Source organism: Paenibacillus taiwanensis DSM 18679 (assembly GCF_000425125.1).
Lineage (GTDB): Bacteria > Bacillota > Bacilli > Paenibacillales > Paenibacillaceae > Paenibacillus_B > Paenibacillus_B taiwanensis.
This window is the reverse complement of record NZ_AULE01000023.1, coordinates 210,843-235,844: the sequence shown is the minus strand read 5'-3', so window position 1 is coordinate 235,844 and position 25,002 is coordinate 210,843. Positions and strand designations below refer to the sequence as shown.

General features: G+C 46.6%; 14 protein-coding genes and 1 riboswitch. Of the genes, 7 read left to right on the top strand and 7 right to left on the bottom strand.

The window, feature by feature from the left end:
- Positions 1–39 precede the first annotated feature (39 nt).
- Positions 40–1,695, bottom strand: a complete 1,656-nt coding sequence (locus tag H509_RS24135) for a DEAD/DEAH box helicase (protein WP_051286784.1) — start codon at positions 1,693–1,695, stop codon at positions 40–42.
- Between the two features lie 301 nt (positions 1,696–1,996).
- Between H509_RS24135 and H509_RS0103265 the strand changes: the two genes are divergently transcribed.
- The 3 genes from H509_RS0103265 (at position 1,997) to H509_RS0103255 (ending at position 6,751) form a co-directional block, all read left to right on the top strand.
- Positions 1,997–2,362 (top strand): YxeA family protein, encoded by a 366-nt coding sequence (locus H509_RS0103265; protein WP_028543805.1) that lies wholly within the window; start codon positions 1,997–1,999, stop codon positions 2,360–2,362.
- Between the two features lie 59 nt (positions 2,363–2,421).
- Positions 2,422–2,524: riboswitch (purine riboswitch) on the top strand.
- Positions 2,525–2,634: 110 nt separating this feature from the next.
- Positions 2,635–4,377 carry an adenine deaminase gene (gene ade / locus H509_RS0103260; protein ID WP_028543804.1) on the top strand — a complete coding sequence of 581 codons (1,743 nt, stop codon included), beginning with the start codon at positions 2,635–2,637 and terminating at the stop codon, positions 4,375–4,377.
- Between the two features lie 226 nt (positions 4,378–4,603).
- Complete coding sequence (locus H509_RS0103255) at positions 4,604–6,751, top strand: YhgE/Pip domain-containing protein (protein WP_028543803.1); 2,148 nt, start codon at positions 4,604–4,606, stop codon at positions 6,749–6,751.
- Positions 6,752–7,366: 615 nt separating this feature from the next.
- Here H509_RS0103255 and H509_RS24130 read toward each other — a convergent pair.
- The 6 genes from H509_RS24130 to H509_RS24125 all read right to left on the bottom strand — a co-directional run bounded on the left by H509_RS24130 (position 7,367) and on the right by H509_RS24125 (position 19,593).
- Positions 7,367–13,828 (bottom strand): phosphodiester glycosidase family protein, encoded by a 6,462-nt coding sequence (locus H509_RS24130; protein WP_036695987.1) that lies wholly within the window; start codon positions 13,826–13,828, stop codon positions 7,367–7,369.
- Between the two features lie 200 nt (positions 13,829–14,028).
- The gene (locus H509_RS0103240; RefSeq protein WP_036695984.1) at positions 14,029–15,060 is read right to left on the bottom strand and encodes a response regulator transcription factor; all 1,032 of its coding nucleotides are present in this window, start codon (positions 15,058–15,060) and stop codon (positions 14,029–14,031) included.
- 64 nt (positions 15,061–15,124) lie between these two features.
- Positions 15,125–15,316 (bottom strand): hypothetical protein, encoded by a 192-nt coding sequence (locus H509_RS27935; protein ID WP_028543801.1) that lies wholly within the window; start codon positions 15,314–15,316, stop codon positions 15,125–15,127.
- Positions 15,317–15,473: 157 nt separating this feature from the next.
- Positions 15,474–17,300 (bottom strand): ABC transporter ATP-binding protein, encoded by a 1,827-nt coding sequence (locus H509_RS0103230; RefSeq protein ID WP_157277438.1) that lies wholly within the window; start codon positions 17,298–17,300, stop codon positions 15,474–15,476.
- A gap of 44 nt (positions 17,301–17,344) precedes the next feature.
- Entirely contained in the window at positions 17,345–19,072 is a 1,728-nt protein-coding gene (locus H509_RS0103225; protein ID WP_028543799.1) for an ABC transporter ATP-binding protein, read from the bottom strand.
- A complete protein-coding gene (locus tag H509_RS24125) occupies positions 19,069–19,593 on the bottom strand; it encodes a MarR family winged helix-turn-helix transcriptional regulator (protein ID WP_245595973.1) in 525 nt (174 codons plus the stop codon). The genes H509_RS0103225 and H509_RS24125 overlap by 4 nt, the downstream gene beginning before the upstream one ends.
- A gap of 341 nt (positions 19,594–19,934) precedes the next feature.
- Between H509_RS24125 and H509_RS0103215 the strand changes: the two genes are divergently transcribed.
- The 4 genes from H509_RS0103215 (at position 19,935) to H509_RS0103195 (ending at position 24,884) form a co-directional block, all read left to right on the top strand.
- Complete coding sequence (locus tag H509_RS0103215; protein WP_028543798.1) at positions 19,935–21,215, top strand: MFS transporter; 1,281 nt, start codon at positions 19,935–19,937, stop codon at positions 21,213–21,215.
- A gap of 494 nt (positions 21,216–21,709) precedes the next feature.
- Entirely contained in the window at positions 21,710–23,062 is a 1,353-nt protein-coding gene (locus H509_RS0103205; RefSeq protein WP_028543797.1) for an extracellular solute-binding protein, read from the top strand.
- A gap of 104 nt (positions 23,063–23,166) precedes the next feature.
- Positions 23,167–24,054: a carbohydrate ABC transporter permease gene (locus H509_RS0103200; RefSeq protein WP_028543796.1), complete on the top strand. Its 888-nt coding sequence runs from the start codon at positions 23,167–23,169 to the stop codon at positions 24,052–24,054.
- Positions 24,054–24,884 (top strand): carbohydrate ABC transporter permease, encoded by an 831-nt coding sequence (locus tag H509_RS0103195; protein WP_028543795.1) that lies wholly within the window; start codon positions 24,054–24,056, stop codon positions 24,882–24,884. Before H509_RS0103200 ends, H509_RS0103195 begins: the two co-directional genes overlap by 1 nt.
- The last annotated feature ends 118 nt before the right edge of the window (positions 24,885–25,002 follow it).

Below are 25,002 nucleotides of genomic sequence, written 5' to 3'. Positions count from 1 at the left end.
CTAGCCTTGGACCAAAAAGGTTTCGCTCGATGTATGTGCTTAACGTGATCGACGAGAAGATCGTGAAGGTTGGCGTTGAGCCCCTCGCTTGGACGACAATGCACCGTTCGCACTTTGTGTGCCTCTTCCACCTTGCTTGCCCGATCTAGTAGCCGCAGTTGCTCCATGCTCACGCGTAGCAGCAGATCGTGCTGCTGAACCTCTATCCGATTTCTTATTCCGTGATCCTTGACCTTTCGCACCTGCATCAAAGCCTCGCTCCGCCTTACGGCTTTGTTCCGTCGACGTACCAGCGCGGCGTGACTTGTCTTGATCCATCTGCCGTCCGCCCTTGCTCCGTGAAGCAGAACGACCAAACCGCTCTGAAGCCGCGCGATCTGAACGGCGTGAAGAAGCTGCTGCGCGGCCAGTTCTGCTCGCGCCATCACGCTCTGTATGCGCATCAGATGAACGTCTTGACCGCCCTCTGTCAGATTGTGCTGAGCGAGAATCGGACGGCTTGGAGCGTCCTTCTACAATTCGCTCCGCTTTGGCGGATACTCCACTCTGCTGCCAACGCGGAATGGATTGGCCGAGTCCCTTCTCAATCGCACGCAGCAAGCCGCCATCCTTAGCAGCAGCCATCGTGATAGCTACACCTTTGTTGCCCGCGCGGCCCGTACGTCCGATACGATGGACGTAACCTTCCGTGTCGAGCGGCATGTCATAGTTAAATACATGCGTAACACCGTCTACGTCGATACCTCTAGCAGCTACATCTGTTGCAACCAAAATATGAAGCTTGGCATCTCGGAAGTTGCGCATTACCTGCTCACGCTTCGTTTGTGACAAATCTCCATGCAGCTCGTCCGAGACGAAGCCATACTGCTGCAACGCTTCATTCAGTGCCTTGGCACGAATCTTCGTACGACAAAATACAATGGCCAGATAAGGGTTAAGCTCCTTCAGCAAGCCACGCAGCGTAGACTGCTTCGTACGATCTGTCGTTTCCAATACCCACTGCTCAATTCCCTTTACCGTAATACGTTCGCTCTCCACTCTCACATCTTTAGCCGAACGAGTATAGCGGGCAGCCAAAGCACGCACCTCATCCGTTAGCGTCGCGGAAAACAACAACGTCTGACGATTAGCAGGCGTCTGCGCTATCACTTGTTCTACCTCATCAAGGAAGCCCATGTGAAGCATTTGATCAGCCTCATCAAGCACGAGCGTCTGCAAATGGGACAATTCGATCGTGCCGCGGCGCAAATGATCCAGCAATCGTCCAGGGGTAGCAATAACAATCTGCACGTTTCCTTTCAGCTTCCGCATTTGACGCTCTACATCTTGTCCACCGTATACGGCAAGCACCGGAATAGGTGTTTCTTTGGATTTGGCCGCATATGCCGCAGCAAGCTTATTCGCCTCTGCTGTAATCTGGAGCGCCAATTCTCGTGTCGGGGCAACGATCAGCCCCTGCACAGCCTCTGATTGCCGATCCAATCGTTGCAGCATCGGAAGCAGAAAAGCTAGCGTCTTGCCAGTTCCCGTTTTTGCTTGACCAATTACATCCGTGCCTAGCAATACATCGGGAATGGTCTGGCCTTGAATGGCCGTAGGCTGTGTGATACCTTGGATGCTTAAAGCTTGTATCCATTCATCATTAATGCCGCATTTCTTAAACGTAGGTATAGGAGCACCCTTATGCTGTGTCATTTATTTGATCATCCTTTCGCGTTTACGCGCGGTAAAATACATAGTATTAAACGGTATAACAGGAGATATTACACGTTATTACTAAGCGTTAATCATACCATATCTGTATAGGATTATTATCAATTTCTAAGGTGGTCCATTCATGAACCTTCTTTATTAGGTTATATTTTGCTGTTGTTCTTGTGTGACAAAATCTTAAGGTAATTGCCTGTCAAATAAATGGTTTCGTTTAGAATTGTATTTTATGATTATGACAGAGAACATACTGGAATCCATAACAACAATAAAGGGACGTGTCAGCATGAAAAAACTAATTGCACTCGTGTTTGTATTCGCCTTAATGGCAGGCGTATTTATTGCTTTTATTAATTATGCGCCAGAACATAATCCATTTTCCAAAAAAGAAGAATACTACGTTCAGGTCGGAGATAAATACACCGTTGAAAAATCGAAAACCGACAAAGGCGAAGAATATGCCAACTATATGTATACCCTGCCTGGCTTTGATGAGCAAGGCAATAAACGCGACATTACGTTTAATGGTCTGAAAGTGCTGCGTCAGCATGCCTATTTGAAAATTTCACTGCGAGCGGATACCGTTATTTCCTATACAGAGGTGCAGCTTGAAGACATTCCTGATGCGGCTAAAGTAAAAATAAGTAAGTAAACTTTTAGATACCTCAAGAATGGCCTTGACGTGTTAGTTACCACTCTATAAGATGATCTAAATATGTGTTCATTTATTCTCGTATAATCAGCGGAAATAAGGTCCGTAAGTTTCTACCAAACTACCGTAAATAGTTTGACTACGAGGAAGGAGTCAGCAGATGGCCGCCCAAGCAAGGCGGCTGACGCTTTCCATTCTCCTTGCAGTCAAGCTCTAGCAGCGCGCTAGAGTTTTTTTGCTTTTATTAATATTTAAAGGAGATTATTGACCCCATGACTGTCACGAAGCAGCAAGTACAACGCCTCATTTCATCTGCAAGCAAGCAGCAGCCCGCCGATCTGGTCATTAAGAACGGACGGATTATCGATGTGTTTAATCTGGAAGTGACGACAGGTGACATCGCAATTACTGACGGTCGGATCGTCGGAATCGGGTGTTATGAAGGTAAACAAGAAATCGATGCACAAGGCCGTTACATTGCGCCTTCTTTTATAGATACACACGTTCATATCGAATCCTCTATGGTGACGCCACCTGAGTTTGCCCGTGTCGTCTTGCCTCACGGGATAACTACAGTTGTGACAGACCCGCATGAGATCGCTAACGTTAGCGGCACGGATGGCATCCAATACATGCTGGATGCCTCGGAAGGGCTGCCGTTGGACGTTCGAGTTATGCTGCCGTCCTGCGTACCGGCGACACCGTTTGAGAACGCAGGCGCCGTCTTAACCGCCGACAAGCTGCGCCCCTTCTATGCGCATCCGCGCGTACTTGGTCTCGCCGAAGTGATGGACTATCCTTCCGTTCGACAAGGCGCTGAAGATATGACGCAAAAGCTCACGGATGCGTTACAGCATAGCGGCTATTTGGATGGGCACGGCGCGGGCCTTGACGACGATGCCGTGAACGTCTACCGTGCGGCAGGCATTCGCACGGATCACGAGTGCGTCCGCGTCGAGGAGGCGAAATCGCGCCTTCGACGCGGTATGTACGTGATGCTGCGCGAGGGCTCGGTCGCCAAAGACGTGCAGGCACTCGCTCCGGTTGTGACGGCGCATAACGCACGTCGATGCGTATTTTGCACGGATGACAAGCACCTAGACGAATTGATCGCGGAAGGCAGCGTTGACTACAATGTTCGGCTAGCGATTCGATGCGGCATCGCCCCGCTCATCGCTATCCAGATGGCCTCGCTGAATGCGGCCGAGTGCTTCGGCTTTATGTCAAAAGGAGCAGTAGCACCTGGCTATGACGCCGATCTGCTGCTCTTGGATGATCTGGAACAAATCAAGATTCACCAAGTGTACCGATTAGGACAACTGGTCGCACAGGAGGGACAATACGTAGGACCTTCGTTAGACATGATAGCTCCACCTGACAACATGCTGCGTACAGTTCACATCCAGCAGGTCAATGAACAGCACCTTCAATTGCCGTTAGAGGGCAACCATAACTGTCATGTTATAGGCATCTCGCCTAACAGCTTGATTACGCGCCATCTCGTCGAGGAAGTTGATACCGTAGATGGCTGCTTTCAGCCTTCTATCGTAAAGGATCAGCTCAAGATGGCGGTCGTGGAGCGTCATCGTGCTACTAACAACATCGGTCTTGGCATCGTGAAGGGCTTTGCCCTTACTTGCGGGGCTATCGCTTCGACGGTTGCCCATGACTCGCACAACTTGGTCGTCGCGGGCACCAATGACCGTGATATGCTGCTCGCCATAGAGACGCTGCGCCAATCCGGCGGTGGCCTAGCAGTCATTAAAGAGGGACAAGTGCTAGCTGTTCTTGATCTGCCACTTGCGGGCTTAATCTCTACTGCCCGTTATGAAGATGTCCTCGCACAGCTTGAGCAGCTTCATCAGGCGCTTGATCTCGTGAATGCCTCAAAGGCATTCCACCCCTTTGTAACGTTATCGTTTTTGTGCTTGCCCGTCATACCAGAGCTGAAGCTGACCGATATGGGACTGTTTGACTTCCAGTCCTTCTGTCACATTGCTATTACGCAGAAATAACCTAATCCCCTTCCTTCGGTTATCGTGCCGAAGTACCGAAATTGCAAAGACTCCACCCTTGACCATGTGCATACACTGCATTCGTCAGCGGTGGAGTCTTTCTTTTTTAGTTTTGATGTTTAGTTTTGATGCCACAACATTATTGCCACTTCATGCATGACAACCTATTGTCCGACACATAATGTGGATTAGCAATTCATTTGCATTCGCTTAATATGGAGGACTTATGAAAACCATTTTCTCGATATACAAAACCGATTTATCCCGAATCGTTACCAACTGGGCAGCAGCCATTATTATCGGCGGACTTGTCGTTCTACCCTCTCTCTATGCTTGGTTTAATATCAAGGCCTCATGGGACCCTTATGGCAATACAAAAGGGATTCAGATTGCGGTTGCTAACAATGATGCCGGCACTACAATTTTAAACAAACCGATTAACATCGGACGTGAAATTATAGCCTCTCTAAAAGAAAACCACGCCATTGGCTGGATTTTCTTAGATGAGAAGGAAGCTTATCGCGGCGTTCAGCACGGCGACTATTATGCCAGCATTGTCATTCCCAAAGACTTTTCGGCCAGAATCGGAACCGTATTAACCGACAATCCAATCAAGGCTGAAATCGAATACGATGTCAATGAAAAAATAAACGCGATCTCACCTAAAATTACATCCAAAGGGGCATCCAGCATTATTGAACAAGTGAGCTCTAATTTCGTAAAAACCGCAAATCGCACCATTTTTCAAATATTTAACGAGGTTGGTGTGGAACTTAAAAATGAATTGCCCACAATTGAGAAAGTAAGGAGTCTCGTCTTTAAGCTAGAGCAGAACTTTCCGCAAATTGCCCAAGCAGTAGATACTGCCCTGACCGATGTGAGCAAAACGAATGCGATCGTTGCGGAGGCCAAGCAGAGTCTCCCCCTAGTCGCGCAAATTGCTGAAGAAGGGGCCGTATTTGCACAAGGTGTGTCAGAGCTTCTGACATATAGCAACGAGGGCATTGAGGCAATAGCACCTTACATCAAACAGGACATTCGTTCTATCGAACAAACAGCGATCGCGACTCAGGATGTAACCTCCTTATTACAGGATGTCAACGCGAAACCCTCGCTTGTGCTCAACACTTTGGAACGAACGGATACACGACTTCAATCCGCTATCCGTGTGTCATCTGGTATTGCTGATTGGTTCTCTCGCCTTGGTCGCTTGCTCCCAGGGGAGCCTTCGCTTATTACGAATCAGGTGCAAGGATTAACGAATAAGCTGGAACAACAGCAAGCTGTCGTCAAAGAGCTTCAGGATGCCATACAACGCGGCGAAAATGCCTCAGACGAGCTCATTAGCCGTTTGAACAGTGCTGCTGGGAGCACCGCAAATATGAGCCGCCAACTGTATAATCGCTTTGACACAGAAATTGCACCTGAAATTACACAAGGTGTGAAGAAGGCACAACAAACGGTGCAAAATACAAGCAAGCTGCTCCAGCAGGGCATTTCGCGAATGCCAGATGTGAAAAGCATACTGGAGGATGCCTCTAAGGCGCTAGTCATTGGCAATAAGGAAATACAAACGATAAAGAGCAATTTACCTGCTGTTCGCGGAAAAATAAAGGATGTAGCCGATAAAATTCGTGCAATTGAAGCACGTGGCGATTTGAATGAAATTATTGATCTGCTCAAAAACAATTTTGAGAAGGAAAGTGAGTTTTTTGCAGAGCCCGTGCGATTAAAGGAAAATAAGCTTTACCCTATCCCAAACTATGGTTCGGCTATGTCACCGTTCTTTACGACGCTGTCGCTCTGGGTCGGCGCACTGCTGTTGGTCTCGCTGCTCACAGTAGACGTACATGAGGAAAACGCGCCATACAAGGACTACCAGATTTATTTTGGACGCTACCTCACATTTTTGACGATTGCATGGTTCCAATCTTTCTTTGTCACAGTAGGGGATATGTATATCCTTGGTGCTTATGTGCTGCACAAAAGCTGGTTTATCCTGTTCGGACTGCTTATTAGCAGTGTATTTATGTTAATTGTTTACACACTTGTATCCGTGTTTGGCAACGTCGGCAAAGCGTTAGCGATTGTGCTGCTCGTACTTCAGCTAGCCGGCTCAGGGGGGACTTTCCCCATACAGGTAACACCGCCTTTTTTTCAGGCGATCTATCCCTATCTTCCCTTTACATATGCCATTAGTATGATGCGTGAAGCAGTAGGGGGCATATTGTGGGATATCATTCAGCGAGATCTGCTCATGATGGTTATTTATGCCGGTATTTTCCTAGTTATCGGACTAGCTCTAAAAACATCAATTAACCGCAGCAGCGCTGTATTGGTGAAAAAAGCAAAGTCAAGCAAGCTCATTCATTAAACTGGCAATGACTGCATTGGTAACCACTCATTTTGTGCCATTTCATACACGATCACCTTTATTCCGTCTGCTATTCGTTACATCAGGTTAGCTCCATAACAAACAGCAGTTGACACGTGAGTGTCAACAAGAACATAAGCCATCCCAAACTTGAAACGGCTTCCCTTACTGCATGGTAGATTTTATAATCAATTGAAAATCAGCTAAATTTCTATTTTTACCCTCTATATAAGGAGTTGTGACGTTATGACAACCACACCAATGCAAACGTTAGAACGTCGTATAACCAAGCTAGTAGGTTTTTCCGTTACAGCGTCGGCAAATCAAGAATCTCGAAAATGATATTGTCGTAAACATGCGTAAGGATCTTTTAAAAAGACGCCATGAAATCGCACATCAATTGGATTCCCTTGAACAAGTAGCGTGTATCATCGATATTTATTTGCCTTTAGAAGATTAAATGAATGCTAGAGTAGAGCCTCTCCATACATAAAAAACAACCCAACAGAACAACGATACTACTCCGTTGATCCATTGGGTTGTTAGGGTGATACAACAGCAAGCCGTTATATCTCTTCTCTGTGTTTGAACAACTAGACGATCGTAATCTGCTATTTAATACACGACTTGAAGAACCCGTGTAAGTAGAACCGCCACTTCTGCACGCGAAGCATGACGTTGTACATACAACCGATTCCCGCTGCCTGTGAGGACGCCCGCTTCCACTAAAGTAGATACGCTCGCAGCTGCGTAACTATTTACTTGCTTGGCATCCTCAAATGGAGACATAACACTCGGGTTATAGGCCACATCCAGCCTATTGGCCTGCTTGAGTGCACGTGCAGTCATCACTATCATTTCTTCGCGTGATATAGCTTGATTTGGTTTAAATCGTTCTTGACCAACACCTTGTGTAATGCCAAGCGATTTCGCAATAGAAACGGCTTCGTAATAGTACTTATCACTGGCCACGTCCATAAAACCAGACCTGTGCTGGGCAGTCAGCCCCAAAGCACGCACCAGCATTACGATATAATCTGCGCGAGTCACACTACGAGCAGGCGCAAAGCTGTTGCCGTCAACACCTTTCACCACGTTACGCGCGGCAAGGAACTCCACCGCTTCACGAGCCCAGACCATCGACTGGACATCACGGAAGGTGTGATTCACATATGCGATCGCGTATGTTCCTGGCTCCTGTGATAACAACTGCACAGCACCTGACTTGGCATCGTATCGACCATTCGGGATGATGGCTGCTACTCCCGCTTCATTAATATGCCACACTATAATTCCTTGCGTCTTCGCTAATTCAGCCGGCTGCGGCTTGTAAGTTATCCCGATACGTGATGCTTCACTGGCTTTGTTCCAAGATAACAGCTGCTCTCCTTGCTTCGCATAAACGCTGATTACAGGCCGATTACCTACTTGGACAAATAAACTGGACGGGATGGCGGCCGCATCCTCTTTGCGCACAATCAAGGAAATCTGATTGCTGCTGTTAGAAGAAGACCATGTATTCGACGCGAACACAACCTCTGCCATATCGGTCACCAGTAGGAGGCGAGTCTTGAGATTGCCTGCTGCAACAGCAGCTGTTGGCAGCTTCACCTCAAGCTGTACCGCATCTTTTGTCCCCGCCACATCGAATCGGACCCGTCTCACGCCGCCTTCATCAGCGCTAGCTTGGGATAATGCCTCTTCCCACACTTTGCTTGGCAGCTCTATTACGGCATGCCGATTGTTGACATCAACTTGAGCTGTTCCCGTAATACGACCAGCAACCACCTTTACGCCATATGCGGTATCTGAAATATTAGGCTTGTCAGTGTCCGGCTTGCCTGTTTCTGGCCTGCTTGGCTGATTCGGAGTGGAAGTATCACCACCACTTTCTGTCCGTCTCACTACTGTAAGCGTGAAATCAGCATACTTGCTAACGTCACTTAAGCTCGTTACCCGAATGATGGCCTTTCCTTCCTTCATCGCCCTAATAAAGCCCGTTTGAGACACTTCTACAATGTCCTGCATAGCGGATTGGCCGTACACCGACCAGACGACGGATGCATTGGTGGCATTAGCAGGAAGAACTGTTGCCGTCAATTGCAGCCCTTCGCCTTCCTTCAAAGTCGCACTAGAACGGCTTAACATCACGTTCTGCACAGGTACAATTACAGGTCCTGATGGTTCTACCGTGAGCTGCATGTCTGCATACTTAGAGCTATCCACCTGACTTATCACCCGTATCAAAGCCGTGCCGGGCTTAAGTCCCGTAATCAAGCCTTGATCTGTCACTTTAACGATACCTGCTGCATGCGAGCCGTATACCGACCAGACGACACTTTGACTAGCCAAATCTGTTGGTAAAACAACGGCACGTGCCTGCAACGTATCTCCGACTTTCAGCTTAGCAATAGTCGGACTTACTTCTACTCCTTTAATCTCAACCTGCTGTGGACGGTTGACTGTGATCAACGCGTCCGCATACACGGAAGCGACAACACTTTGCGCCCGAACCCATGCCTGACCAAGCTGAAGTGCTGTGACGACACCGTCAGGCGTCACTTGTACGACATCACGTCCAGTTGTCGGGCTTGTCGGCACCGCTTGATAGACGGACCATGTTACTGAACGGTCATAAGTGCCCTCTGGCATTACGGTTGCATTCAGCTTGATCGCTTCCCCTACGGCCATCTCTGCTTGCGTACGATCGATTAAGATTTGTTCCGGCTTACTTTCAGGCTTCGTGAGTACAAATTGATCCACCACGCGACCCGTTTTGGTTTTGGCGACAAACTTTAATTCATCGCCTTCCACTTCAACTGCTGTGTAGATTTGCGTCTTCTCGTCATCCACAACCTTCTGCCAATAACGGTCAAAGATCGCATAGAACTTCGGTCCGGAAGAGCCAGCGATGACATAAGTTGTGCCCTCACCGTTCCCTACGACCTGTTCTCCCTTCATCGGATGACTTCGCATGTACACATGATCATGTCCGTTAAGCACAAGATCCACTTTAAATTCATCCATCACAGGAGCCCATTGTTTCCGAATATGTTCCGTGTCATAAACGCTGCCATATGGCCCGCGATGGAACGTAACGAGCTTCCACTTCTTTTTAGTGGCAGCTAAATCTTGACGCAGCCACTCTTGCTGCGCTTCAAACTCGTATTCACTATTTAAGACTGCAATGTGAACATCTTTATAGTCAAAAGAATAACTGGTACCTTTTAACTTATCGATTCCATTCTGTGGATGGTTAAAGTGAGCCAGGAAATAATCATTTTTATTAGGCCCCGTAACCTCATGATTCCCTACCACAGATACAATCGTGGTTTTTAGCAATTGCTCCTGTGCGTGCTTAAACCACAAATTCCATTCATTTTCTTTATAGCCATCCTCCACAATATCGCCGGTATGTAACAAAAATTGTGCATCTGGGTGATCTGTCATTGCCTTATCTAAAATGTCACCCCACAGCTTAAAACCGGCATCGTCCGTCGCTTGTGAATCTGCAATATACACAAATTTAGTACGCTCATCCCCTAAACCTGCCGTCTTAAAGCTGCCTTCTGCACTATAATTTCCACTTCCATCACCAACTCGATATACATATGTGGTATTTGGCTCCAACCCTTCAGCTACAGCCTTATGCACGCGTACAGTACCAATATCGGTTGTATTAAAAATGTAACTGCTGCCGATTACTTTTTGCACTGAACTGCTAGTAAAGTCCGTAAAGTCTTTCTTCTTGACCAGTTCCACTACAGTATTCGTCGTATTAGGATGGGTGTGCCACGTAAAACCACGCGAACTGGACGCATCCACTCCCATCGATACGCTAATATTATGCGGACTCGCCGTGCCAAACAGCTTGGATACTTTAAATTTGTGGGTACGGCTGTATTGTCCTGCTTTTATCGCACGTATCACGTATTCTTTTACTTCTGCTGTCAGTATAGAAGATTGGACCTGACCACCCGCAGCAGTAACACCTACCAATAGACCATCCACCGTAACAATTGATGCTCCTTCTACCGGCAGTCCTTGCTCATCTCTCACATGGAACACCGTCTCATAACCGTGAGCGATGCCATCCTCTTCCCAAGTCAATTGCAATTGATTTTTAATGGTCGCTTCAACAGGAAGTCCATAAAAAGCGAATAATGTCTCACCCTTGTCCTTTAACTTAAAAGCTCCTGTTTCAAAATGAAGCTTAAAGTGACCTTCCGCTTCTGCTTTTAATTTGAAGCGGATAGCAGCCATAATTTGATCATCCTGTAAGGAAGACGTGTTCAAATCGTTAAAGGTAATTCTCACCATCCCCTTCGCTTCATCCACATCAGCTCTTAGCTGCGCTTCCGTTAACGAGACATGTTTATCTACTTGAACACTATCGACCAATTGTCGATCATAACGATATTCAACATATCCCGATCTGATCTCGGCGGCTTTGATAGCTTTTATATTTACCGTATACGTTTCACCTGCATACACTTCTGGATTGCCGCTGTACACTATTTTGGAAGCCCCTGTATCTACGGTAAACGTCCAGTTTTTCTCTGTCATGTTGCCTGACTCATCCTTTACCCTCACCCTGACGGCGTGAACGCCATCAGCCAACGGCACTGACGGTGTATAATGAATTTGTCCCTTTGGTGGATACAAAGTAGCGTTAACCTGTACACCGTCCACATACATACGTATCGAGTTAGGGTCAATCAACGTCGTGCCTGGATGCTTCACTGCATCATATCCATCATCCTCAGCCACGACCTGGATCTTAGGTGTGTTGGTATGAACAGTGGCGCCGTCCTGAGGCGTAACATCTTTAATAAGAGGCGGATTCATATCATCCTGAACAGGCCCATACAAAGCACGAAGCTGATCAAAATATAGTACCCCCTCATCCTTCTTATTGTTATTTGTCTCCATGTATCGAAAAGGCTGATCGATCCGCAGCGGGAGTGGTCTACCTTTCGGAACGTTTACTTCGACATACTTCCAACCGACCCAATCCACACCGATCGAAGCGTCGATCCAGTCGATGCCGACAGCAGCATCATTACCGTCCCGCAGTTGTGAACGAAGCCAATGCTTCTTGCCATCTCCGTATACCCATGCGCTTATTTTCTCTGGATACCCTGGAATTTCAATCCACTGCGATTTGTCTTTTGCCGCGACATATGCACCAGAGGTACCCAATTGCTCTCTAAAGTCATATTCCAACTTGATTGACTTTTGCCCGAAGCGAACAAAATCTTCGCTGCTTTCCTCAGAAGCGCGCACCCGTTTGAAGCGTGCACCAGATGACTCGTGATAGCGGTCAACCCCGTTTTCAAAATCCTCCAGTATAATAGGCGGAAGTCCTACCTTCACATCCATAGACGCTGTCACCCCTTTATGGCTGACGATGACCCGTCCTTCCTTCTGTGTATCGTTAGTAGCGGTAAACACACCATTGGCATCCACAGTGCCAATAGGCCCCTCCACTTTCCAGTCAAATTGATTTTGGGATGACCGAATAACTTGCCCGTCTCGCAGCGCCGTTACACTTAGCGGTACCTTGCCGCCTGACGTAACCGTACGTACAGCATCTGGTAATCTCAATTCTGTTAACGTATCTACCACTTCCACCTGTCCGCTGCCAGTCAGCGATCCCGCCGCGGCACGGATTTCAGCAGTTCCTGCTACAGTACCGGCTGTAAACCGTCCTTGTGCATCAATGCTCCCCACTGCGGCGTCAACGTTCCAAGTAGGGGACGCTGTCATAGACGTTGGATGACCGGATGCATCAACGCCTGCCGACTTAAACGCGACAGTGGACCCTGTAAGCACGCGCTCAAACGAAGGCTGGACAACCAACTTATGAGCAGGCCCTTCAGGCGCTTTATTTACGAGTAAAATGCCGTTCGCCGTCTTTCGCTCATGTCCATCAGATGGCTGATTTAACACACTTCGTTTTGGCTCACCAGGAAGTCTGGCTACAAAGGTAGATGATCCGCCGCCATCCAAACAAAGCGCATCTTCAGCCCCGGCCTGCTTCATAATGAGCGCCAGGTCATCGTACGAGACTCCTTCACTGAAGCCAGGTGCTCGACCGTCAATTACCATCATCATGATCGAGCCGTCTGCCTTCGTTCCGATGGCAACACGCGGCTGTAAAGTCTTATCAGCATGAGGCTGAACTGTGCCCTGCTTCAGCAAAATGTGAACGCCGCCAATGGCCATTTTGACATTTTTCCAAGCATCCTCCATTTCAAAATGAGCCTCAACCTCATCGCCGCGCTTTAACTTCGCGAGTACATCACGATACTTGCCCGAGGCAGACAATACAACCTGACCATCTGTTAATGAGGTATCACCTTTATCTTTATGTATGTCTGCCACTTTTAATTTTAAGCTGCTCCCGCTCTTCACTTCTCCACTGAGCACGTCCAGCACAACCTCGTCGCCCAGATCATTTGTCAGCGTCGAAGTATGAAAATCACTCGTGTACAGCATAAGCGACTCTGAGTTATCACGCATACGGTTAATGTGCGATATGTTAACGATATCTCCGCCGATCGTAATTGTTCGCTCCAACGTTGGACTCAGATCATAAACCGTTGTACCATCCTCACGTAGCCCAAACGCATACCAATCTGTTTTATATGGAGGACTGACCAAAATGCGACCGCTATCCATAAACAAACCTAGCGGGACACCTGTTGACATGTCGTAAAAGTCCCCGTTAATAGCCGCAACGACGCGGTTGCCAGGCTTATCTGCATCGTTTGCCATTTGCGTAACGCCTGTCATGCCATATACTTTTCCATTGGTCCTTCCAGCTTGTACATCCAGCATCGGATTGGACGGGTCAAATTCAACGTAGTGTACTTTTTCCAAGCCTTGCTTTAATTTCATGTCCTGCCATACATACGTTGCACCTGGCCCAATACTCATCCGGCGTTCATCCAGCACTTGAGCATTCGACGGAGATCCGGTGTCCGCTGCCATAGCCTGACCCATTGGACTGCCTAAAGATGTCAGCAACATGACAATTAATAATAGCGACATGGTGCGCTTTATATGTTTCATGATTCGTTTCACGGCCTCCTACTGTTGTTCAACCTACTATTGGACTAGCGAGCGTTATTCTCGAACCAACGATGATTCCGCCTCGCTGCTTGCGTTGAACCACCCCCTACACCAGTAAAGTATAGAGAGCAGCAGGATCGAAGTAATGAAACAATCTGGCTATTTATTCGTCAATATTGTTCTTCACAAAATCTTATCCTCTATAAACCAATCTTCCTGCGGTATTCCAGCGGAGTCGCATTTTCAACCTGTTTGAATACGCGATTAAAGTATTGCAATGTGGAGTAACCGACCTCATGTGCAACTTCGTATATTTTAAGTTGGGGCTGCATCAGAAGCTGCTTCGCTTTTTGAATGCGCACCTTGTTTACATAATTCACAAGCGTATCACCAGAATAGTGCTTAAACTGTTTGCTAAAATAAGATACGCTCATCCCATAACGCTCACTGATTTGTGTTAACGTAAACTCCTGTTTGTAGTTCTCGTTAATATACAGGCAAGCCATCTTCATAAGAAGCCTCCTGTTCGGTCCGTGAAGCTTGGCGGATTGCTCTAACCAGAGTTCCGCAATTTGTTGGAAATAACATCTGATCCGGGCCTCATCTTCGGAACACTTCAACACAAGCTGCTCGTTCTGGGTCTCTCCTGTTTCTGACGACAGCTCATAAGACTTCAACATCTGATTCCACTTCATTTGCAGCATACGAATATACATCTCACGCACCCCGCCATAGCTATGTTTTAAGCGAAAGATGTGCCGTAACAGCTCCTCTTGCCGCTCTAGCAGCTCATGAGGCTTGATGGCATGCATATCGTGAAATAGCTGCATCATGTATAACACGAGGCGGCGATTGCCCTCTAGCATGCCGCAGCGCTTCTCGGCTCGCCGCAAAGCTTGTGCAAGCTCTTGCGGCTCGAATGGATAGACGAGATAATCAACCGCTCCACTTTGTAAGGCTTGGTGAACATAGTCGTAGCTGCATACGGGACTGAGCAGGATCATTGCCACCGGCAGCTGAGATTGCTCGATATCCTGCATCAGTCGCAGCCCACCGCTTGCTGGCAGCAGCATGTCAGCAAGCACGATGCGGGGCAACACCTGCTCTAAAGTACAAAGAGCCTCCTCCCTACTAGCGACTTCTAACCAGACGTCGTAGCCTTGACTGGCGATCATATCACGTACTTGCGCACGCAGACTGCCGTCGGCTGAAGCAATCATAATACGTGGCATTTTACATCCCCCCTTATTTACGATGTATTTAGACGAAAATAGCTTATCCACTCTGCCATCCATGTTAAAGACCCGATAACCACATCCTGACAACACAAACAACACCTGATTCGTCAACGCCAATTTTGCTTGGCGAGGCCACAGGTGGAAATTTTTCATATGACACCACTACAACAAAGACAATAAACAACCTAAAGCAAACCATTACCCGTGAAGGATTGGCTCTCTTGCGTGCAGGCTTGTCTACATCCGTCATCTGTCAGCCTTCTTTATAGTAGGTGTATAAATACCTTACTTCACAAGTGTCAAGTGGTCGTTATAGGAATGTAAATATTTAGTTAATAAAAAAACCCGATCACAATCACCATACAAAGGGATGGTGTGCATCGGGTTATCATGAAATGGCGCTGCGTTTAGATGACCGCTGGTGCGGAGTCTGAAAATTGGCTGTTGTACAGGTCGGCGTAGAAGCCTTTCTGCTGCATCAGCTCATCATGTGTGCCTTGCTCAATCACGGTTCCTTGATTCATGACCAGAATCAGATCCGCATTACGAATGGTGGACAAACGATGCGCGATTACGAAGCTCGTTCTGCCCTGCATTAATTGATTCATCGCCTTCTGGATATGAACCTCGGTGCGTGTATCCACACTACTTGTCGCTTCATCCAGAATCAAGATTGCAGGGTCAGCTAATATCGCGCGTGCAATCGTCAGCAGTTGCTTTTGCCCTTGTGAAATGTTAGACGCTTCTTCATTCAGCACGGTATCATAACCTTTCGGCAGCGTACGAATAAAGTGATCCGCATGAGCGGCCTTTGCGGCACGTATTATATCGGCTTCCGAAGCGCCCTCACGACCGTAAGCGATATTGTCGCGAATCGTGCCGTTAAACAGCCAGGTGTCTTGTAGAACCATCCCAAACAGGGTGCGTAGATCACTGCGTTTCATATGTGTGATGTCCACATCGTCAATCTTAATTGCACCACCGTTAATTTCATAAAATCGCATTAACAGATTAATTAAGGTCGTCTTACCCGCTCCCGTTGGTCCCACGATCGCAATAGTTTGACCTGGCTTTACATCAACATTCATGTCTTTGATCAGCAGCTCATCTGCCTTGTACCCAAATTGAACATGGTCGAACTCCACTCTGCCCGCGGGACTAGCAATTGCTACAGCAGACTCAGTTTCCGGAACCTCTTCCGTCTCATCCAATATTTCAAATACACGTTCTGCTGAAGCTATCGTTGATTGGATGATGTTAGCGATATTGGCTGTTTGTGCGATGGGCTGTGTAAATTGGCGCGCATATTGGATAAACGCCTGAATATCCCCGATTTCAATCGATTTTTGAGTAACTAGAATACCACCCACAACACAGATAAGCACATAACCGATATTGCCGATAAAATTCATCAACGGCATAATCATACCGGATATAAATTGTGCCCTCCAACCCGATTCATACAGACGATCATTAATTTGACCAAATTGTGCAAGCGATTGATCTTCGTGGCCGAATGCCTTCACGATGTTGTGTCCTGTGTACATTTCTTCCACGTGTCCGTTCAACTCACCAAGCGATTTCTGCTGACCCACAAAGTGTTTCTGTGAACGCGATGCGACCATCTTAATGACGATTGCACTTAGTGGCAGTGTGAGCATGCAGATCAACGTCAGCAGCGGGCTGATCGTCAGCATCATTACAATGACACCGATAATCGTAATAATAGATGTAATAAGCTGTGTCAGGCTCTGCTGTAATGTTGTACTAATATTGTCAACGTCATTGGTGACACGGCTTAAAATTTCACCGTGCGTCCGTGAGTCAAAATATTTAAGCGGCAGTCGGTTTAACTTATTATTTACTTCCTTCCGCATATCATAAACCACATTTTGCGCTACACCAGCCATAATATATTGCTGCACATAACTGAACAAAGCGCTGAACAAATACAAACCAACGAGCAGCAGCAGGATTTGATTAATAAATTCAAAGTCCATTACGGCTGGCAAACCGTTCAGCTTGGCCATCGTAAATTCATACAGCTTCGTAGTCGCCTTCCCCATAATTTTTGGGCTGACGATAGAGAACACCGTACTGCAAATGGCCATAAAGAAAATAACAATCAACTTCGTGCGACTAGGCTTTAAATACCGGAGCAGCCGCTTTAACGTTCCTTTGAAATCTTTAGCCTTATCGCCAGGCATCATCATGCCAGGCCCCATCGGCCCCATGCCGCCATGCTTACCGCCAGACTTTGTTGATTTTTTCAGGTCACTCACGCAATCTCCTCCTCTGACAACTGCGAGGACACGATCTCACGATATACGTCGCTCTTCTCTAGCAGCTCTTTATGCGTACCAACGTCTGCAATCTTGCCTTCCTCCATTACAATAATCCGGTCGGCATCCATAACGGTGCTAACACGCTGCGCAACTAGGATGACGGTCGAATTTACCGTTTCTCCCTTTAAAGCTGCCCGCAGCTTCGCATCCGTCTTGAAATCCAGCGCCGAAAAGCTATCATCAAATATATAAATCTCCGGCTTGCGCACCAAGGCGCGAGCAATAGATAATCGCTGCTTCTGGCCTCCAGAGACATTCGTGCCGCCTTGGGCAATCATAGATTCAAATCCATCCGGCATTTCGTTAATAAAGGCTGTCGCTTGTGCCACATCTGCTGCGTGTCTTATCTCTTCATCGGTAGCATCCTGTTTACCGTACCGGATGTTGTCAGCAATTGTGCCCGAAAACAAGACTGCCTTCTGTGGCACGAGTCCGATCTTCGATCTTAAATAATCATGTGACATCTCCCTGACGTCGATGCCATCCACGAGAATTCGCCCGCTGTCAATGTCGTAGAAGCGCGGAATTAAGTTAAGCATCGTGGACTTGCCCGATCCTGTGCCACCTATAATCGCAGTTGTCTCACCTGGGCGGGCGCTAAATGAAATATTGGACAAGGCAGGATTTTCTGCTCCAGGGTAACTAAACGTAACACGATCAAATTCAACATATCCGTGTTGGCTGGTTGTCTGCTTTCCATTCACTTGGTCCCGAATAACAGGCTCCATGTCCAACACCTCATTAATACGAGTTGCCGAAGCAGAAGCACGCGGAATCATTACAAATATGATCGAGACCATAACGAGGGAAAACATAATTTGGGTCGCATATTGGATAAATGCCATTAAATCGCCTACTTGCATGCTACCTGCGTTAATCCGTTCACTGCCGAACCATATAATAGCAATCGTTGAAAAGTTAAACGCCAACATCATAATCGGCATAAGTGACGCCATAATCCGGTTAACCTTGACTGCTGTCTGCGTTAAATCTGTATTGGCGTCATTAAAGCGCTGCTTCTCATGAGTCGTTCGGTTAAAGGAGCGGATTACACGAATACCGATCAAACCTTCACGCAGCACTAAATTGAGGTGATCCAGCTTTTTTTGCATCGCTTTAAATAAAGGTATGCCTTTGCTCGCTACCGCAAATATCGCCAAAGCCAAAATGGGAATGACGACTGCGAGCACCAATGTAAGCTTTGCGTCCTTGTTAACCGCCATAATGATACCGCCGATACACATCATTGGCGCACTGATCATCATCCGCAATATCATAACGAGCACTTGCTGCACTTGGGTAATATCATTGGTCGTCCTTGTAATTAGCGACGATGTCCCTATTTGATCAAATTCCTGTAAAGAGAAGTGCTGCACATGGTTAAATACTTTGCCACGCATCAACTTACCATACCCCATAGCTACTTTTGCCGACATGTAGCTGCTAATGATGGCACAGATTGTCCCGCCAATAGCTACTGCGAGCATGATGCCCCCAATCTGCCATATATAAGGTACATCTCCTTTTGAAATACCAAAGTTAACGATATCGGACATTAACGTAGGCAAGTACAATTCAGACAGCGATTGTACAAATACAAGCGCCAATATAATTCCAATCGGCAGCCGATACGGCTTTAAATAACGAAACAATTTCATCATGTTTCCTCAACTCCATCTTTACATGTCTCTTTATACTGCTCATGTTCCTTGTTAAGCATGTCGTAATACTCGTATACTTTGTTCAGCAATTCGGCTAGTTGACCGCTATCCTCTTCACCCAAGTATGTAAGGAGGCCGTTCATATGAACAGCAAATTGCTGCTCCCCTTCCTCTGTCAACTTCATGCCTGCTTCCGTTAGCTTTACCCGAACTGCACGTCGATCTTGCTTGTCCATGACTCTTTGAATCAATCCTTTATTTTCCATACCATTTAAAGTCTGTGTAACTGTAGGTGAAGCAACTCGCAGCAAACTGCTAATCTCAGACACTCGCATAGCTGGCTCTCCATCATGTGCCCGACGTTTCAAACAGAACAACACCATCATCTCACTGCGCTTTTTACCAGTATGCATACGTTGATGCCACTCAGCCCTGCTTAATCGCATAAAAGACTGCGCAAGCTTATAAGCTGTCGTCTCTTGATCAAACAACCCATCTCCCCCTTCATCATTTATGTTCACCCATTTATTCAATAGCTTTACTATTTAATAGCTAATCTAATTATTAATCTATTTATTATTTTATTAATATAATTATATATTCGTAAAACTTTTACTGTCAAATTCTTAATCCGGCACGCCCTGACATACATATGGAGAACTTACTCCCCCCGTTACATATACAACGCATGCATCTCGTCTTTATTTGCTTCGTGACTATTTAACTGCTGTTTAATAGATAGCAGGAGCAATCGGCAGATATAAGGCTGTTTTAGCAATAAACTATGACTTTCCTCCCTTTCCCTTCCAGATTAACCCCTGATACAATAGATAAGCCATTCACCAATACTCGGAGGTTATTTATGCGTTATCCTCATCATTTATGGTCAGAAATCAAACATTGGAACCGGAATATTAAGCTGTTCTTTATTTCTAATTTGCTCTATCAATTCGGAAGCGGCATGTTTATGGTGCTGTACAACTTATATATTCAGGCACTTGGATTTAATCAGGCGATGAATGGAACACTTGTCAGCATACAGTCCCTGGCCACCGCCCTGATGTTTATCCCCATCGGCCTCGCAGGGGATCGCATTAGCCGGAAAAACATCCTCATTATCGGCGCCTTATTTACCGGACTTAGCTTTATGGGACGGTCGTATGTCGAAGGTGAACTAGGGCTGCAACTGTTTGCTGTGTGCTCCGGCTTGTTTGCTTCCTTTTATCAAGTGCTTGCCGTGCCTTTCCTTGCTGCCAACATTGACAAGTCACAAAGGCTGCACATTTTCAGCTACCATTTCTCTATGGTGCTTGCTGCACAGGTTATCGGTAGCATAGGAGGCGGCATCTGGGCCGACTGGATGCAAGGCGTTGGCTGGGACAAAGTATCCAGTCTCCAATTGGTACTTATGGTTGGTGGTGCAGTCAGCCTCGCTTCCTTTGTGCCCTTACTGTTCGTAAAAGAAAACAAGCTGGTGCAGCCTGAGCCTTTACTAGTCGAGAAACAACCCTCCCCGTTACCGTCAGGCTTGCGCCAGGATGAGGACTGGAAACGAATCATTCAATTTACATTAGCCCAACTTCTTGTTGGCTTTGGCTCCGGCCTGGTCGTACCCTACTTGAACCTGTACTTTACCGACCGCTTCCACGTCTCGTTAACGGCAGTCGGCCTACTGGTTTCACTTGGGCAAGTAATGACCATTTTTTCGATCCTGATCGGACCATCGTTAGCCAAGCGCGTCGGCCAAGTACGCGCGGTTGTATATTTTCAACTGCTGTCATTGCCTTTTCTGCTCTTGACCGGCTTTACGAACCTGTTCGTCATTGCTTCCGTCAGCTTCTTATTTCGGCAAGCGCTTATGAATGCGGCTAACCCTATTCAATCTACCCTAATGGTTGACCTTGTGTCCGACCGCAGGAGAGGGATCGCTAATTCCTTTACCCAGACTGCCTTTATGTTAGGATGGGCTAGCATGGGTACCGTACAATCGTCTCTCATTACGCATTATGGAAGCTACTGGGGGTATGCCCTGACATTTTGTATAACGGGATTGTTGTATGTGACAGCCGCTGTATGCTTTTACTTCATGTTTCGAGAAGCTCATATGAAACGAACCTCAACTACTGAAGCCTCAACCCCATGAGGCTTTTTCTTTTTTCTATTTTCGATTCAAGCATCTTGTAATTTGATTTATTTGTGTTATTATCCTCATATCAACTAAAAAAGCGCTTTCATTATTGTGGTTTATGGCTAAAAAGATAACCGCTAACACTTTCTAACAACCACTGACCTAACGAACAACTCACCTCACGTTACTCACAAATACGGTAGCTAATATTAACTCAACCGAAGACTCACCATCGACTTTACACACCATTTTACCTGCTACATTTATAAATTCTACACACCTTATCCTACACAGCTAACTTTAAAACATACTTCACAACATGCTTTAAGGAGGTGATGCTGCCTAGCTTTGCTGCGTATAGCTTTATTGAATACGTATTATCCAAAGAGGGGGATACAGTCAGCAGGTTCAGTCCTCATTTCGCCAGCTCCAAGTTCACGCATCAGCTTGAATGGTAGCCTTGTCCATCTTTCACGCTAAAACAAATTTGAATGCGGGAGTGTTAAGAAATGAAAAAAAGCTTGACGTTATTGATGATCGTTGCACTTATGGGAATGCTCACACTAGCAGGATGCAGCGGTTCTAGCAAACCGGCTGACCCACCAAAGGAATCAGGTGGAACTACGACTCCTGAACCAGAGAAAGCAGAGTCGTTTGACGTTGTTATCCGTCACATAAACGTACGTGACACCGCAAAGGCCATGCTAAAACAGCTTGAGGAAGTATCCGCGGCAACAGAGAAGGAAGTACCTGGCTTGAAATTCAAGCTCGATGGTGTTGAAGATACAGTGAACCGCGACGTAAAGCTGAAAGCCGAGATGACCAGCGGTACACAGCCTCCATTATTTAACCTGTTTGGTGGAGATGATACGATCAAATACGCAAAAGCAGGACGTTTACTTGCCCTAAATGATATGTTGACCGAGCTTGGTATCGCGGACGCCTTCTTTAATTTAAGGGAATTCACAGTGGATGGAAAAATATATGGACTTCCCGAATCAGGTTATATTGAGGGGTTCTTTTATAATAAAAAGCTATTCGAAGATGCAGGTGTAACCGTCCCTAAAACCTGGGATGAATTGCTTGCTGTGTGCGAAGCACTTAAAGCAAAAGGCATTACACCAATTGCAATGGGAGATGGTTCTGGCGACGGATGGGTAGCCAACATGCTCGTGAACAGTCTGTTCGTTGGCCTTGGCGGACCTGCACTGCAAGATGGCTTTGCGACAGGCGCAACCAAGTGGACAGATCCTGCTGTTGTGGAAGCTTTAAAACGTGTACAGGATCTGAAAAACAAAGGGTACATCGATCCGAACGTTCTTGGTCTAAAGTATTCTCAAGGTCAAGCCAACTTCTATACAGGCAAAGCGGCGATGCTGTTTGATGGCAGTTGGGCTGCTAATGCCATCACAGGCGACACCTCTACAGTTAAAGATGTATCCGGCTTCTTCCGGCTTCCTGACGTTGGCGGCCCTGGAGACGGTTATATTAACGGCGGCTGGTCCAATGGATTTGGTGTCTCTGCCAACTTAAAGGAAAACGAATTAAAAGCGGTCAAAGCTTTTATTAAAAACTGGTACAATGTGGAGCAGCAAAAACGAAGCCTTATCGAATCAAGTCGTATTCCTGCGATGAAAGGAGTTAGCAACGTGGAAGGGGCAACAGAGCTGGTGAAGTCACTAGGTGAATCTCAAGGCTCCGCCAAAGGTGCGTTCCCTGCATTCGATGCACTTGTACAAAAGAGTGTAAAAGTTACGTTGGAGCAGACGGTACAAGAGCTGCTGGGCGGCAAAATAACACCAGAAAAAGCAGCTGAGCGTATGCAGCAAGCGCAAGAGAAAGCGATCAAGGAAGGGAAATAAGTGATAAGCATTCGTATCGGGAACCAGCCTTCAGCTGTGGTTCCCGCTTCTTACATTCCATCCCGGTTATGGCTCGATGCTCACCGGAACGTAGGAGATGAACGATGAACAAAATACTCCGGAATCGTGTCGCTTATATGGTATTTGTCGTACCGGCTCTCGTGCTCTATATTACTTTTTATTTGATTCCATTATTTAAGTCTCTTCAATATTCGGTGACGAGTTGGGACGGTATTACAGCCCCCGTTTATAATGGGGTTGATAACTTTATCCGTGCATTATCAGACGAGAAATTTTGGGTTGCCTTTAAAAATAATATTTATTTTGTACTGTTTTCCGTCTTTATTCAAGTTCCGATTATTATTGTCGTTTCTATTTTAGTGAGCGGTGTAAAGCGGCTCCTCGATTTCTATAAGTTGACTGTATTTATGCCCAGCATTTTATCAACAGCGTCGATTGCGGTCATCTGGCAGTTTATTTATTCGCCGGATGCGGGATTGCTTAATCAAATTCTTAAGGCAGCAGGGCTGGAAACGTGGACAAGATTGTGGCTGGGGGATGAGAAGACCGCCTTTTTGTCTGTGCTGGTCACGAATGGCTGGCAGTGGACGGGGTTCTACATCGTGCTTGTACTTGCGGGCATATTTGCTATTCCTAAGGAAATATTAGAGGCTGGTGAAATCGACGGCGCTGTAGGCTGGCGCAAGGCTTGGCTATTGACCATTCCACTGATTCGCCCGGTCATCGTAGTGACGATGCTGCTATCTATTACAGGTGCGATGAAGGCGCTTGATATTGTACTCATCATGACCAATGGCGGGCCATTCGGCAGCTCTGAAGTGATGGCTACATACATGTATCAGCAAGCTTATGCACTTGGAGATTTCGGTTACGCAAATGCAATTGCCATTATTATTACGGTGTTTACCGCCATACTGTCTCTTATCTATCATCTCGTAAACAAGAAGACGTCGAAGGAGGCCGAATATTAATGAAGCTCCGTGCCCAAAGTCGTATTCTGTCTCACGTCGTCCTTCTTGTCTATGTCGTTATCGTTGTGTTTCCGTTACTGTTTGTTTTTATTTCTTCCTTCAAAAACAATACGGAAATATTTAACGACCCGTGGGGCCTGCCGTCCAGACTGAGTTGGGACAACTATGCCAATGCGCTATCAAGCTCTCATATAGGTACTTACTTTGTCAACAGTCTCTATATCAGCATCGTATCAACCGTCACGACTATATTGTTATCAACCGCCATCGCCTACGCGGTGACACGAATGAAATTCCCTACGTTAAGCAAGCTCGTTCTGGGCCTGCTGTTGTTGTCCATCTTAATTCCGCCTGCATCATTACTTATACCACTCTATATCATGATTAAAGATTTTGGAATTTATAATACGCCGTTTGCATTAATGATTCCTTATGCCGCATTTGGTATTCCCCTGACTACATTTGTCATTGCTGCCTTCCTAAAATCGATGCCGACTGAACTGGAAGAGGCCGGCATTATGGATGGCTTGTCTACTTACGGCCTGTTGGGACGTATCGTCATCCCGTTAACGATGCCTACGCTAGTTACCGTGTTTATCCTTAACTTTATCGGCAACTGGAACGAATACATTCTGGCCAACTTGTTCCTATCCAATCAGGAACTGCGAACGCTTCCCGTTGCCGTCGTATCATTCGCGGACAAGTTTAATATGAACTACGGGGCGCTGACCGCTGCCATTACGATCAGCGTTGTACCCGTCATTATCATTTACGGCATTTTGCAAAAGCAAATTATCGAAGGGGTGACGGCCGGAAGTGTAAAAGGCTAACCTAACAACGACTATAAGCTGGCACAAATCCGCTCCTACGGGGGCGGATTTTTTTGCTTTTATTAGCATCAACAGGTTGCTCCACAGCAGATTGGGGATACTAAACGTACTTATCTTC

What these genes read in the sequence shown, in the direction of transcription:
- H509_RS24135 (WP_051286784.1), bottom strand. Translation starts at nt 1,695, where the DNA reads ATGACACAGCATAAGGGTGCTCCTATACCTACGTTTAAGAAATGCGGC.
- H509_RS0103265 (WP_028543805.1), top strand. Translation starts at nt 1,997, where the DNA reads ATGAAAAAACTAATTGCACTCGTGTTTGTATTCGCCTTAATGGCAGGC.
- ade (WP_028543804.1), top strand. Translation starts at nt 2,635, where the DNA reads ATGACTGTCACGAAGCAGCAAGTACAACGCCTCATTTCATCTGCAAGC.
- H509_RS0103255 (WP_028543803.1), top strand. Translation starts at nt 4,604, where the DNA reads ATGAAAACCATTTTCTCGATATACAAAACCGATTTATCCCGAATCGTT.
- H509_RS24130 (WP_036695987.1), bottom strand. Translation starts at nt 13,828, where the DNA reads ATGAAACATATAAAGCGCACCATGTCGCTATTATTAATTGTCATGTTG.
- H509_RS0103240 (WP_036695984.1), bottom strand. Translation starts at nt 15,060, where the DNA reads ATGCCACGTATTATGATTGCTTCAGCCGACGGCAGTCTGCGTGCGCAA.
- H509_RS27935 (WP_028543801.1), bottom strand. Translation starts at nt 15,316, where the DNA reads ATGACGGATGTAGACAAGCCTGCACGCAAGAGAGCCAATCCTTCACGG.
- H509_RS0103230 (WP_157277438.1), bottom strand. Translation starts at nt 17,300, where the DNA reads ATGGGGCCGATGGGGCCTGGCATGATGATGCCTGGCGATAAGGCTAAA.
- H509_RS0103225 (WP_028543799.1), bottom strand. Translation starts at nt 19,072, where the DNA reads ATGATGAAATTGTTTCGTTATTTAAAGCCGTATCGGCTGCCGATTGGA.
- H509_RS0103215 (WP_028543798.1), top strand. Translation starts at nt 19,935, where the DNA reads ATGCGTTATCCTCATCATTTATGGTCAGAAATCAAACATTGGAACCGG.
- H509_RS0103205 (WP_028543797.1), top strand. Translation starts at nt 21,710, where the DNA reads ATGAAAAAAAGCTTGACGTTATTGATGATCGTTGCACTTATGGGAATG.
- H509_RS0103200 (WP_028543796.1), top strand. Translation starts at nt 23,167, where the DNA reads ATGAACAAAATACTCCGGAATCGTGTCGCTTATATGGTATTTGTCGTA.
- H509_RS0103195 (WP_028543795.1), top strand. Translation starts at nt 24,054, where the DNA reads ATGAAGCTCCGTGCCCAAAGTCGTATTCTGTCTCACGTCGTCCTTCTT.